This window comes from Ornithinibacillus caprae (assembly GCF_009728145.1).
GTDB lineage: Bacteria > Bacillota > Bacilli > Bacillales > Amphibacillaceae > Ornithinibacillus > Ornithinibacillus caprae.
Genome location: NZ_WOCA01000015.1, coordinates 73,923 through 87,343, shown reverse-complemented (window position 1 = coordinate 87,343; position 13,421 = coordinate 73,923). Strand labels below are relative to the sequence as shown.

Here is a 13,421-nt window from a genome sequence, read left to right as displayed (position 1 = left end):
GCAATGAGGTGATTAGATTGACGCATGAGATGCATGCTACTACTATTTTTGCAGTTATGCATAAAGGTCAATGTGCAATGAGTGGGGACGGTCAAGTAACCCTAGGAAATGCAGTGGTAATGAAGCATAAAGCGAAAAAAGTTCGCAGGTTGTATAATGGGAAGGTGTTAGCGGGGTTTGCTGGCTCTGTAGCAGATGCCTTCACTTTATTTGAAAAATTTGAAGGTAAGCTTGAAGCTTATAATGGAAATTTAACAAGAGCTGCAGTTGAACTAGCTAAGGAATGGCGTAGTGATAAAGTGCTACGTAAATTAGAGGCAATGTTAATAGTTATGAACAAGGATAGTATGCTACTCGTATCAGGTACTGGTGAAGTAATTGAGCCTGATGATGGAATACTAGCCATTGGCTCTGGCGGTAATTATGCATTAAGTGCTGGAAGAGCACTTGTTAACTACTCAGAACAATTATCTGCAAAGGAAATCGCAGAAGCTGCAATGAAAATTGCGGGCGAAATTTGTGTGTATACAAACAATCACATCACTTTGGAAGTACTTGACTAATGAGGAGGCCATGTAATCATGGGGATTAATTTTACTCCAAGGCAAATTGTGAACCAATTGGACCAATATATTATTGGGCAGCAGAACGCTAAAAAATCAGTAGCTGTAGCACTTAGAAACAGATATCGACGTACTCAATTAGAAGAAAAGATAAAGGATGAGATCGTTCCTAAAAACATATTAATGATTGGTCCGACGGGTGTTGGGAAAACGGAAATTGCAAGAAGGCTAGCTAGACTAGTCGGTGCTCCGTTTGTAAAAGTGGAGGCAACGAAGTTTACTGAGGTTGGTTATGTAGGGCGAGATGTTGAATCGATGGTTCGTGACTTAGTAGAAATGTCCATGCGGATGGTTAAAGAAGAAAAAATGAGCCAGGTAAAGGAAAAGGCAAGAGTTGAAGCAAATAAACAGCTTGTTAAACTTTTAGTACCACAGGCTAAAAAACAGTCAACTATGACCAATCCTTTTGAAATGCTTTTTTCTGGTCAAGGAAATGCAAATGATGATGAACATGAGACAGAAAAAAATGATGAAGTCAGAAATAAACGTCAACGAATTGAGCATCAATTAGCTCTAGGTGAATTAGAGGACCATACAGTGACCGTTGAAATAGAGGAAATGCCACCATCTATGTTTGATATGTTACAGGGGTCAGGTATGGAGCAAATGGGAATGAATATGCAGGATGCATTCGGACAGTTTATGCCGAAGAAGAAAAAGAAGCGTAAGCTCCCAGTGTCAGAGGCACGAGAAGTATTGACTCAGCAAGAGGCTCAAAAAATGGTTGATATGGAAGAAGTGGCACAAGAGGCAATCGATCGAGCCGAGCAATCTGGTATCATATTTATTGACGAAATTGATAAGGTTGCTGGCAAACAAGACAATTCACCGAATGTATCAAGAGAAGGTGTTCAGCGGGATATTTTACCGATTGTAGAAGGTTCTACTGTTGTTACCAAGCATGGACCAGTTAAAACAGACCATATGTTATTTATTGCGGCTGGTGCTTTTCACATGGCTAAACCTTCCGATCTTATTCCAGAATTACAAGGAAGATTTCCTATTCGAGTTGAGTTAGAAAAACTGTCTGTGGAAGATTTTAAACGTATTTTAAATGAACCTTCCAATGCATTATTAAAACAATACCAAGCTTTATTAAAAACAGAAGGTATAAATGTTGTATTTACAGACAAAGCTGTTAATAGATTAGCGGAAATCGCTTATCAAGTTAATCAAGATACCGATAATATTGGAGCTAGAAGATTACATACGATCCTAGAAAAACTATTAGAAGATTTATCTTTTGAAGCACCCGATATTAATATGGAGAAAATTGAAATTACTCCTGATTATGTTGATGAAAAATTAAGTTCAATTGTTAAAAACAAAGACTTAAGTCAGTTTATTCTATAAAAAACAAAAACCAATAATTTAGTTTAAATGGAGGATTATTATGGAACTTTTAAATCGAGCAAGAAGAATTAATGCAATGTTGCAAAAGGCGACAGGAAAATCAGTAAACTTTAATGACATGGCTGCATCATTAACAGATGTGATTAAAGGGAATGTATTCATTTTAAGCAGAAGAGGGAAATTGTTAGGTTTCGCTATTAATCAAGAAATTGAGAACGAGCGTATGAAAGGTATGCTTGAAGAACGTCAATTCCCTGAAGAGTATACAGAAGGGTTATTTCACATTCACGAAACAACCGCTAACCTAGATATTGACAGTCCTTATACTGTATTCCCAGTTGAGAACCGTGACCTATTTAAAAATGGTTTAACAACGATTGTCCCTATTATTGGAGGAGGGGAAAGATTAGGAACTCTAATTATAGGAAGATTAACAGAAAGCTTCAATGATGATGACCTTTTACTTGCAGAGTATGGTGCAACAGTAGTTGGTATGGAAATTCTGCATGAAAAAACGGAAGAAATTGAGTTGGAAGCTAGAAGTAAAGCTGTTGTACAAATGGCTATTAGCTCTCTATCGTATAGTGAGCTGGAAGCAATCGATCATATTTTTGAAGAATTAAATGGTCATGAAGGACTATTAGTAGCAAGTAAAATAGCGGATCGTGTGGGAATTACTCGTTCTGTAATTGTAAATGCACTTAGAAAATTAGAAAGTGCGGGTGTAATTGAATCTCGTTCACTTGGTATGAAAGGGACATATATTAAAGTTCTTAATGATAAATTCTTGGTAGAACTAGAAAAATTACGTTCAAGATAATATACGTGATAAAAAATAAGTAAAAAGTAGTTAGCAGATTAATTCTGCTAACTTCTTTTTTGGTAGAGCATGAACTTTCCTATCTGCATAAGTGTAACTCAGGCATTTACCATAAAGGCAAGGCATTTGGTTTATGGACTTGGTAAATGTCATGGTTCTAATCATATCATTTGGGATGGAAGGTTATAGGATCGAATAAGGAGCGTATTTACTATCTACTACTAATAGTAGTGATCTAAAAGCATGTTAGTTAGTTCATCCTAGTAAATTATAACTATTTTACCCCCATGCAGAAGAAATATGTCGAAATTTGATAGACTTTAACCGGTAAATAAATTACAATATTCGTAGGGAATTAACAGTTTGTGTCGGTTCTTGTAAAAATATTTTCAAAAACTTTTACAGATGATCTTTTTGTAAACGGAAGGGTGAGAAAATGAATATTTTTGGTGGTACGATCCAATCATTAGAAAAATCACTTGATTATGCATCTGCGAAAAACCAAACAATTTCTACTAATTTAGCGAATGTTGATACGCCTAATTACAAAACTCAAGATGTTGTTTTTAAAAATGTATTAAATGATGCTTTATCCTCTAATATATCAGCTAAACAGACAAACGAAAAACATATGCCGTTTGGTGATAATCCGCATTCTTCATTTAAAGTTGTGACAAATAATAATACGAATTATAACCATAATGGAAACAATGTCGATGTTGATAAAGAGATGTCTGAGTTAGCAAAAAACCAAATCTATTATCAAGCTTTAGTAGATCGCATTAATGGCAAATTTGGTAGCTTGCAAACCGTAATTAGAGGAGGAAGATAATTATGTCGATTTTTAATTCCATGAATTCCAGTTCTAGTGCATTAACAGCGCAAAGACTTCGCATGGATGTTATCTCTTCTAATATTTCTAATGCTACCACTACGAGAGCAACGGTAAATGAAAATGGGGAGTATGAGCCATATCGGAGAAAAATGGTAAACTTAGCACCTTCTGATAATACGTTTAAATCGTTTCTATCGAAGGCTGCAAATAACTCCTCCAACGCTGGAAATGGTGTTAAGGTTACAGGAATAGTTGAGGATGAGGAGCCGTTTAAGATGGAATATAACCCATCCCATCCAGATGCGGATGAAGCAGGGTATGTTCAACTGCCAAATGTTGATCCGTTAAAGGAAATGGTAGATTTAATGAGTGCAACTAGATCGTATGAGGCGAATGTTACAGCGTTGAATGCTAGTAAAGGTATGTTAATGAAAGCATTAGAAATAGGAAAATAATAGAGGGGATTTGTGAACATGAGTCTTTCGGTAAATAATTTGCAAAAACCATTAGCTATAGAACCTAACCTAGCTTCACCATCTGTTAAACCTGGTGAAGCACAAAAAAACTTTGCTAATGTATTAAAAAGTGCGATTGAAGAGGTTAATGATGCACAAGTGATTTCTGATAAAAAGACAGAGGCACTTGCGCGAGGAGAAATTGATGATTTACATGATGTAATGATTACTGCACAAAAAGCAAGTATTACGCTAGAAACCACTGTGCAAGTACAGCGGAAGGTTATTGATGCATATAACGAAATCATGCGTATGCAAGTATAATTTTTTCTCTTTTATTTTTATATCGGCAACATTTTGAAATGTTTAAACAAAAAATATAATTTTTTATTTGTTTGATATTTGGCGGGGGAATATATGAAGGAAAAAATAATGAAAACCAGAGAATCAGTAAATGCCTTTTGGTCTAAACGATCAAAAAGTCAAAAAGGAATCTTTATAGGATCAATCGTAATTATAATTGCCCTTATTGCAGCTATTTCATTATTTGCGACTAATTCTAATTATGTTCCTTTATACAATAATTTATCCTTGCAGGAAGTCGGTCAGATAAAAAATGAGTTGGATGCTAGAGGTGTTCCTTATGAAATACAAAGTGGAGGGACAACCGTTTTAGTACCTGAAGAACAGGTTAATTCGTTACTAGTTGACTTAGCAGGTCAAGGTATACCGAACAGCGGAAACATTGACTACTCATTTTTTAGCGAGAATAGCTCCTGGGGTGTTACGGATAACGAATTCGATATGATGAAGCTCGATGCTATGCAAACGGAGTTAAGTAACTTAATCAAAGGAATAGATGGAATTCAAGATGCGCAAGTCATGATTAATATGCCTAAGGATCCAGTATTTGCAAGTGAGTCTCTTCAACCAGCTTCTGCATCTATTGTGTTGAGTACTCAACCGGGTTATCAATTCCAAGGAAATCAAATAAATTCACTCTATCATTTAGTTTCTAGAGCTGTACCTAATCTAACACCAGAGAACATCGTGATCATGAATCAATATTTTGAGTACTTTGATCAAAATACACAGGATGGATCTGGCACACAAGATACGTACACTTACCAACAGACAGTGAAGAAGGACATTGAAAGAGATATTCAGAGAAGAGTTCAACAGATGCTTGGGACTATGGTTGGCATGGATAATGTAATCGTTTCTGTTACAGCAGATGTGGACTTTACACAGGAAAATAGAGTGGAAGAATTAGTTGAACCGATTGATCCAGAAAACATGGAAGGTCTTCCGGTAAGTATTGAATCCATTCATGAGACATACTCAGGCCTGGATGGTGTAGGAGGACTTGCTGGTTTAGGTGATGATGATACGATAGATAATTATGCTGAATTAGATGGTGAAGGTGGAGAGTATGAGCTTGTAAAAGAAACGATTAACAATGAGTTTAACCGAATTCGTAGAGACATTGTAGAAAGTCCGTTTAAAGTTCGTGATTTAGGAATCCAAGTCGCAGTTGATAATGTAAGGCAACGAGATGGCGATGAAATTGAATATTTAACACAACAAGATATGAATGTGGTTGAGCAGGGGATTGGAGATATTTTGAATTCAATTATTACCACATCTATTGATAAGGAATATGGAAACATTACTACAGATGAAAAGATCTCTATTGTTTTCCAGGAATTTAGCGAAACTACCTCTGTACCTAGTGGTACAACACCAGCTATTCCTGTTTGGATGTATGTTGTTGGTGGTTTATTGTTAGTAGTTATAATCATTTTACTAGTGATGTTACTCCGAAACAGAAACAGTACCGAAGAAGAAATAGTCGAAACGGAAGTATCTGCTGGAACACAAGCTGAAGTTCCTGAAATTAACGAAGATGAATCTGAATCAGTCATCCGTAAAAAACAACTAGAGAAGATGGCAAAAGACAAACCAGAAGACTTTGCAAAGTTATTAAGAAGTTGGATTGGGGAAGAGTAGGAGGATTAATAAATGGCAAGACAACAATTAACCGGAAAACAAAAAGCTGCGATTCTATTAATCTCCCTTGGTCCAGATGTATCAGCTGAAGTATATAAACATTTAACAGAAGAAGAGATCGAAAAATTGAGTTTGGAGATCTCTTCTGTTAAAAAGGTTGAAAGTCAATTGAAGGAAGATGTGTTAGAGCAATTTCATCAAATTGCTCTAGCTCAAGACTATATCTCTCAGGGTGGAATCGGTTACGCTAAAACGGTATTGGAAAAAGCTTTTGGTCAGAACGAAGCATCTAATATTATCAGTAGGTTAACATCGTCTTTACAGGTTCGACCGTTTGACTTTGCTCGAAAAGCGGATGCTCAACAGGTTTTAAACTTTATACAAAGTGAACATCCACAAACCATCGCTCTTGTGTTATCGTATTTGGATTCTGACCAAGCTGGACAAATCTTATCTGAATTACCACAAGAAATGCAGGCGGATGTAGCAAAGCGAATTGCGACGATGGATTCGACTTCCCCAGAAATTATCAGTCAAGTGGAGGAAGTGTTAGAGCGTAAAATATCATCATCGTTATCAGAGGACTATACGCAAACTGGTGGAATCCAAGCTGTTGTAGAGGTGTTAAATGGTGTTGACCGAAGTACGGAACGAACGATTTTAGATGCTCTTGAAATTCAAGATCCAGAGCTAGCAGATGAAATCAAAAAACGGATGTTTGTATTCGAGGATATTGTTATTCTGGATAATCGTGCAATTCAGCGTGTTATTCGCGAAGTTGAAAATGACGATTTACGACTAGCGCTTAAAGTATCAAGTGATGAAGTGAAAGATATTGTATTTAAGAATATGTCTCAACGGATGGCTGAAACCTTTAAAGAAGAGATGGAATACATGGGACCTGTACGCTTGAGGGATGTTGAAGAAGCACAAACTCGAATCGTTGCGATAATAAGAAGATTAGAAGATATTGGTGAGATTGTTATTGCGCGTGGTGGAGGAGACGATATCATTGTCTGATTCACAGAAAAGGCTAATTCAAATAAGACAGATTCAGGTAAAGAAGGAGCAACAAGAACAGTTAGAGGCTACAGTAGAAAATACAGTCGTTGAAGAGGAGAAAACATTACAAGCAATTCGTAATGAAGTAGAGGAACTTCTGATTCAAAAAGATACCATTATCCAAGAAACTAAAGAAGAAGTTGAACAAGAAAAGATTAACTGGGAGCAAGAAAAACAGCAGTATATCGAACTTGCTAAACAAGAAGGCTATCAAGCAGGTTTTAATCTAGGTAAAGACGAAGGACTAGCAGAGTACCAAGGGTTAATTGCACAAGCTAACTCTATTATTCAATCAGCTACTAATGACTATCATACAACAATTGAAAAAAGCGAAGATTCTATTGTTGAAATGGCTGTATTTGTAGCAGAAAAAATCCTTAAACAACAAATAACTGAGAAACCAGAGACATTTTTACACATTGTAAGAGAGGCAATTGATTCATTAAAGGATAAATCTTCTATTTCGATTTATTTACATCCTAATAACTATGAAGCTGTCTTACAGCAAAAAAATGAATTGAAACAGATCGTAACTAATAAAGCTGAACTTTCCCTTTATGTAGATGAAAAGGCTACGGAAGGAAGTTGTGTTATCGAACATCCATTTGGAAAAATCGATGCGAGTATAGACACACAGCTATTACAAATTCGCGACGTATTACATGTAGTCGTTATGGAGAATAAACAATGAATGTAACTCATTACTTTTCTGCAATTGAACAAGCCGACACGTATAAACGTTATGGGAAGGTACAACAGGTGGTTGGAATTATGATCGAATCACAGGGGCCTGATGCCAATATCGGTGAAGTATGTTATATCCATCCTGCTTCTTCTAGTAAACGTAAAATTCTATCTGAAGTAGTTGGGTTTAATAATGAAAAAATTATTCTCATGCCGTATTCGGAGTTAACGGATATCGGTCCTGGTTGTTTAGTAGAATCGACTGGTAAATCTCTAGCGATTAAAGTAGGTAGGGGGTTGATCGGTAAGGTCATTAACTCTTTAGGAGAAAGCTTAGATGACACTGCTTTACCAAAAGGGTTAGCATCCTTTCCAACCGATCAATCCCCACCTAACCCGATGGCAAGAGCACCTATTTCTGAACCTATCCAGGTTGGAGTTAAAGCAATTGATTCAATGCTAACTGTAGGGAAAGGTCAACGTATCGGTATATTTGCGGGAAGTGGTGTTGGAAAAAGTACACTGCTAGGTATGATTGCTAGGAATAGTGAAGCTGACATCAATGTAATTGCCTTAATTGGTGAACGTGGTCGTGAAGTGCGAGAGTTTATTGAGAAAGACCTTGGTGAAGAAGGGTTGAAAAAATCAATAGTTGTCGTAGCGACATCTGATCAGCCTGCTTTAATGAGAATTAAAGGTGCATATACGGCAACAGCAATTAGTGAATTTTTTCGCGATCTAGGTTATAAGGTAAACCTTATGATGGATTCTGTTACAAGGATAGCGATGGCACAAAGAGAGATTGGATTAGCCACTGGTGAACCACCAACAACGAAAGGTTATACACCATCCGTTTTCGCAACACTACCTAAACTTCTTGAACGGACTGGCACAAATGAATTTGGCGCAATTACTGCTTTCTACACTGTCTTAGTTGATGGTGATGATATGAATGAGCCGATAGCAGATACAGTTCGTGGTATTTTAGACGGTCATTTTGTTATGGATCGTAAGTTAGCAGAACAAGGTCAATTTCCTGCAATAAACATCCTTAAGTCTGTTAGTAGAGTAATGAATCAAATTGCTTCAGATGAACATAAAAGCACCGCTCAGCAGGTCCGTTCACTATTGTCAACTTATGAGCAAAATAGTGAATTAATTCAGATCGGAGCCTACAAGCGTGGTACCGATCAGATGATAGATAAAGCCATTACCTATTATCCTAAAATCCAGACATTCTTGAAGCAAGACATATTTGAACATAAGACGCTTGAGGAATCAATTGACATGATGAAACAGTTGATTAATGGAGGAATGTAACGTGGTTAATACGCTAGCAATCGATAAAATACTGAACGTCCGTGAAAAGGAAAAGAAAGATGCACAACAAGCATATCAACAATCGGTTGATTATTTTGAACGCATAGCTACTGCGATGTACACATTACTTCAAAAAAAAGAGAGGGCAGAATTGGCCTATGAAGAGTCTATTCAAGAACCAACTCAAATTGAATCAATAATTGAACAACTAAACTATATTGAAACATTATCTAAACAAATTGAAAATCTTCAGCGAGATGTACAGCTTGCAAGATCCGAGATGGAGACAAAACAATCCGAGTTAACCAATGCTCACGTTGAAGTGAAGAAATTTGAGAAAATCATAGAATTTCGAAAAAGAGATTATGAAAAAGAAGAAAAAAGATTAGAAAATACAATGATGGATGAAGTATCAATCCAACAATTTCTAAGCTGCAAAAATAGGTGAATAGCATGTCAAACGAACTAAAAAAAGAAGAAAAAAAGAAAATGAATCCGATTCTATGGTTTTTATTTGCCATTGTAATACCAGTCATCATTGCCATTTCGATTACGGTTATAGCATTTGCAATTGCTGGGGTAAATGTACTTGATTGGGCGAAAGAAAAGGGAAACAATCTACCTGTTGTAAATACCTTTATTACTACCGAAGAAGAGGCTGAAGCGGAACAAAACGAAGAAAAAGTGCAGTCAATGATTGCTGAAAAGGATAGCGAAATAGAAGGTTTAATGAGTGAAGTAGCTACCCTAGAAGGGGTTATCGACCAATTAGAGCAAGAAATACTTAAGTTGGAAAATACTTTAGAACAAAACTCTTTAGAACAAGAAGATGAACAGATGCTTGAAGAAGACTTGGATACTGTACATGAAATGGCTAATTCATTTAAGGAAATGAATAGTAAACGAGCAGCAAGGCTTGTTGAACAACTAGAGCAAAATATTGCGGTATCTATTTTTAAAGAATTAGCAAGTGAAGACAGAGGCGCTATTTTAGCTGAGATGGATCCTGAAATAGCTGCTGAAATTACGGAATTATTTATGCAGGATTCAAATTAATTCTCCATTTCTTTGAAAGGGGGTGAAAAAGTGAATACGGTTGGATTACTTTTTTCAAAACTAGTTGGGCAAACCTTATCAGGCAGCACAAAACAGCAGGATTCCAACAAATCAGGTGATCTATTTCAAGATATTATACTGAGTAAAATTAATACCTCAGATGAAAATTTGCTAAATATTGATTTAGAGTCTCTACCATTAAAAGGTAATGAATTATCTTTACCAATCGAACTAATGATGAATGTTGAACAACTAGAGGAATTTAATTGGAAGACAGGTCTATCCATAAAAACTAGTGATTCAGTAGAGTTTGAACTAACGCAAGACAATATGGAAGAGATTTTGTTAACCGGCTTGAATAGTAAAGATCTCGATCTAGAACAGCTATCTATTCTACAAGGTGCATTTAATGAAATTTTTTCTAAGTTTGTAGAATTAATTCAAGGTATGGTAACAGAACAAGACATGAAGAAAGCTGCACCAAAGATACTAGATCTACTCCAGCAGTGGACTAGTTTAGAAAAAAATCTTGGCAGTGAACAAAATAGTGCAAAGTTGTTTATCCAAGAAGGTCCAAAGGAACAAGCTGTTTGGAAGGAATTATTACAAGCGTTTCAAAAGCGAAACCAGTTTGCCACAAACTCACAATATAACTCGAATGCTAAGGTTACCACTAGTGATGTTGTTAAATGGATGAGTCATGCATTGGAGAAACATTCACAATCGGAAATGCTTACTACTCAGAATTCAAGCACTGTTACAATGTCATCTATGCCTATGTCAAAGGTTGAGCAATTTGTGATATATGTAAATCAAACACAAGAAGCACAACCAGTCGATAAGCAATTGATTGATCAATTTCAAAAGGTAATGAAGACAAGTAAGTTTTTACAAATGCCGAATGGAACGAATCAATTATCGATTACATTACGTCCAGATAATCTAGGAGAAATGATGGTTAAGTTAACACAGGTAAATGGTGAAATGACGGTTAAAATCTTAGTATCTTCTCAAGCAGCAAAAGAAATGCTTGAATCCAATATCAATCAACTTAAAACTATGTTTTCGCCACATCAGGTCCAAATAGAGAGACAGGATGTTAATGCACAGCAACAAGGACAAAATATGCAAAAAGATCAGGATGGACAAGCATATAAAGAACAGAACGAGAATCAGTCTAAACAGTCATCTTCTGATCAAAATAATCAACAAGGTAACGAATCAGATTTCGAAGCAACATTTCAAGAGTTAATGTTAAATGAAAAAGTGTAGGTGAAAAAAATGACAGTGATTGATCCATCTTTATACTTAAAGAATCAACCAACAACTAGAACACCAAGTCCAGATCTAGGTAAGGATGAATTCTTAAAAATCTTAATGACCCAATTACAAAATCAGGATCCAACAAGTCCAATGGACGATCGAGAATTCATCTCACAAATGACGACATTCTCCACATTGGAACAAACGATGAATATGGCTAAGTCAATTGATAATTTAGTTCAAAGTCAAATGATTTCTCCAGTAGTTCAATATAGTCATATGATTGGGAAAGAAGTAACATACGAAGTTAAAGATAAAGAAACAGGTAAAAAACTTGAAAATAAAACTAGTGAAGTAATTGCTGTAAGTCAAAAAGATGGCTGGGCGATATTAGAACTAGCGGACGGGGAAAAAGTTTATGCGGATGCTATTTTACAGGTTAGCAGCATAACTGAAAATAGTGGAGATACAAACGAAGGAAGTGATTAGCATGGATCATCGTGTACATCAAGTGCCGCATCATGCATTACAATTTCCGAATGTAAAAAAATCTGTATCCAACCAACCGAATGTAAGTTTTAAAGATGTTCTAGCAGAACAACAAGAGTTGAAGCTTAGTAAACACGCGACAGAACGTTTATCAGAGCGCAATATACAGTTTAATGATGAACAATGGAAAATGATCTCGGAAAAAGTAATGGAAGCAAAGGAAAAGGGCGTTACCGATTCCTTAGTTGTTACTAGTGATGCTGCTTTAGTTGTTAGTGCCAAAAATAATGTAGTCGTAACTGCACTAGGACGAGAAGAAGCATCAAGCAAAATTTTTACAAATATTAACGGAACGATTTTAATAAATGATTAGGCTGGACCCTAATGGGAGGCCTACCTAGCTGTTGAATGATCGATACGGCTAATTAATATAAACCAAAAGGGGAGAAAATAATATGCTACGTTCAATGTATGCAGGTATTTCTGGAATGAAAAACTTTCAAACAAAATTAGATGTAATTGGTAACAATATTTCAAATGTAAACACATCTGGATTTAAGAAAGGTCGCGTTACCTTTCAGGATATGATGAGTCAGATGACTTCTGGTGCTCAGGGACCTACTGCTACACGTGGTGGGGTGAATGCAGCACAAGTAGGATTAGGTTCTCAATTAGGCTCCATAGATAACATTCATACGCAAGGATTCCGCCAAACAACCAATAACCCACTAGACTTTGCATTAGAGGGAGATGGAATGTTTGTCGTACAAGATGGTGATTCAGTAGCGTATACACGTGCTGGTAACTTCTATCTCGATGAAGATGGAAGTATTGTGAATCCACAAGGGTTGTATTTGATGGGATTTCAAGTTGACACCGACGGGGACTTGGTTGTTGAAGATAATGGTAACTATTATTCCCAAGATGAAAACGGTGATTGGTTTGAACTACAGGTAAATAATAATACTTTTGTAAAAGAACAACAAGCAAATAATCCACCAGCAAATACAGGAGCATTTGTTGTCGGAAATATGCAGATCCCTGATAACGCTCAAAGCTTCAGTGTTCAAACAAATGGGATTGTGAACTTTATTGATCAAGATGGAAACACACAGGTTGCTGGGCAAGTAGCAATAGCAAATTTCTCAAACCCAGCTGGACTAGAGAAAGCAGGGAGTAACTTATTCTTAAACTCAGTGAATGCTGGCTATACTGGTTTAGCAATACCTGAATCTGAAGGAACAGCTTCTATCGTGAGTGGTTCATTAGAAATGTCTAACGTTGATTTATCTGAAGAATTTACGGAAATGATTACAGCTCAACGTGGTTTCCAGGCTAATACAAGAATAATAACTACATCTGATGAAATCCTACAAGAACTTGTTAATCTAAAACGATAATAAGGAGGTAGGGAGTGCCTGATCATTAGATTAGTGCACTCCTGCCATTAT

The 13,421-nt window shown here is 36.3% G+C and carries 16 protein-coding genes; all 16 read left to right on the top strand.

Features of this window, described 5'->3' with window-relative positions:
* Positions 1 to 17 precede the first annotated feature (17 nt).
* The 16 genes from hslV to GMD78_RS16285 all read left to right on the top strand — a co-directional run bounded on the left by hslV (position 18) and on the right by GMD78_RS16285 (position 13,370).
* Positions 18 to 563 (top strand): ATP-dependent protease subunit HslV, encoded by a 546-nt coding sequence (gene hslV / locus GMD78_RS16360; RefSeq protein WP_281349717.1) that lies wholly within the window; start codon positions 18 to 20, stop codon positions 561 to 563.
* An 18-nt stretch (positions 564 to 581) separates the two neighbouring features.
* The gene (gene hslU / locus GMD78_RS16355; RefSeq protein ID WP_155670215.1) at positions 582 to 1,976 is read left to right on the top strand and encodes an ATP-dependent protease ATPase subunit HslU; all 1,395 of its coding nucleotides are present in this window, start codon (positions 582 to 584) and stop codon (positions 1,974 to 1,976) included.
* Between the two features lie 40 nt (positions 1,977 to 2,016).
* Positions 2,017 to 2,796 carry a GTP-sensing pleiotropic transcriptional regulator CodY gene (codY, locus tag GMD78_RS16350; RefSeq protein WP_155670213.1) on the top strand — a complete coding sequence of 260 codons (780 nt, stop codon included), beginning with the start codon at positions 2,017 to 2,019 and terminating at the stop codon, positions 2,794 to 2,796.
* A 436-nt stretch (positions 2,797 to 3,232) separates the two neighbouring features.
* Positions 3,233 to 3,628, top strand: a complete 396-nt coding sequence (gene flgB / locus GMD78_RS16345; protein WP_155670210.1) for a flagellar basal body rod protein FlgB — start codon at positions 3,233 to 3,235, stop codon at positions 3,626 to 3,628.
* 2 nt (positions 3,629 to 3,630) lie between these two features.
* Positions 3,631 to 4,086 (top strand): flagellar basal body rod protein FlgC, encoded by a 456-nt coding sequence (gene flgC, locus GMD78_RS16340; protein ID WP_155670208.1) that lies wholly within the window; start codon positions 3,631 to 3,633, stop codon positions 4,084 to 4,086.
* An 18-nt stretch (positions 4,087 to 4,104) separates the two neighbouring features.
* On the top strand, positions 4,105 to 4,410 hold the full coding sequence (gene fliE, locus GMD78_RS16335) for a flagellar hook-basal body complex protein FliE (RefSeq protein WP_155670206.1): 306 nt from the start codon (positions 4,105 to 4,107) through the stop codon (positions 4,408 to 4,410).
* A 93-nt stretch (positions 4,411 to 4,503) separates the two neighbouring features.
* Positions 4,504 to 6,096 (top strand): flagellar basal-body MS-ring/collar protein FliF, encoded by a 1,593-nt coding sequence (gene fliF / locus GMD78_RS16330; RefSeq protein ID WP_155670204.1) that lies wholly within the window; start codon positions 4,504 to 4,506, stop codon positions 6,094 to 6,096.
* Between the two features lie 12 nt (positions 6,097 to 6,108).
* Positions 6,109 to 7,116 carry a flagellar motor switch protein FliG gene (gene fliG / locus GMD78_RS16325; RefSeq protein ID WP_155670202.1) on the top strand — a complete coding sequence of 336 codons (1,008 nt, stop codon included), beginning with the start codon at positions 6,109 to 6,111 and terminating at the stop codon, positions 7,114 to 7,116.
* Positions 7,109 to 7,849, top strand: coding sequence for a flagellar assembly protein FliH (gene fliH / locus GMD78_RS16320; protein ID WP_196493848.1), 741 nt, complete (start codon positions 7,109 to 7,111; stop codon positions 7,847 to 7,849). The genes fliG and fliH overlap by 8 nt, the downstream gene beginning before the upstream one ends.
* A complete protein-coding gene (gene fliI, locus GMD78_RS16315; protein ID WP_155670198.1) occupies positions 7,846 to 9,162 on the top strand; it encodes a flagellar protein export ATPase FliI in 1,317 nt (438 codons plus the stop codon). The genes fliH and fliI overlap by 4 nt, the downstream gene beginning before the upstream one ends.
* A 1-nt stretch (position 9,163) precedes the next feature.
* Complete coding sequence (fliJ, locus tag GMD78_RS16310) at positions 9,164 to 9,610, top strand: flagellar export protein FliJ (protein WP_343042393.1); 447 nt, start codon at positions 9,164 to 9,166, stop codon at positions 9,608 to 9,610.
* Between the two features lie 5 nt (positions 9,611 to 9,615).
* Complete coding sequence (locus GMD78_RS16305) at positions 9,616 to 10,218, top strand: MotE family protein (RefSeq protein WP_155670194.1); 603 nt, start codon at positions 9,616 to 9,618, stop codon at positions 10,216 to 10,218.
* A 30-nt stretch (positions 10,219 to 10,248) separates the two neighbouring features.
* A complete protein-coding gene (locus tag GMD78_RS21895) occupies positions 10,249 to 11,490 on the top strand; it encodes a flagellar hook-length control protein FliK (protein ID WP_155670192.1) in 1,242 nt (413 codons plus the stop codon).
* 9 nt (positions 11,491 to 11,499) lie between these two features.
* Positions 11,500 to 11,970: a flagellar hook assembly protein FlgD gene (flgD, locus tag GMD78_RS16295; protein ID WP_155670190.1), complete on the top strand. Its 471-nt coding sequence runs from the start codon at positions 11,500 to 11,502 to the stop codon at positions 11,968 to 11,970.
* Between the two features lies 1 nt (position 11,971).
* The gene (locus GMD78_RS16290) at positions 11,972 to 12,343 is read left to right on the top strand and encodes a TIGR02530 family flagellar biosynthesis protein (protein WP_155670188.1); all 372 of its coding nucleotides are present in this window, start codon (positions 11,972 to 11,974) and stop codon (positions 12,341 to 12,343) included.
* A gap of 82 nt (positions 12,344 to 12,425) precedes the next feature.
* Entirely contained in the window at positions 12,426 to 13,370 is a 945-nt protein-coding gene (locus GMD78_RS16285) for a flagellar hook-basal body complex protein (protein ID WP_155670186.1), read from the top strand.
* Positions 13,371 to 13,421: the final 51 nt, after the last annotated feature.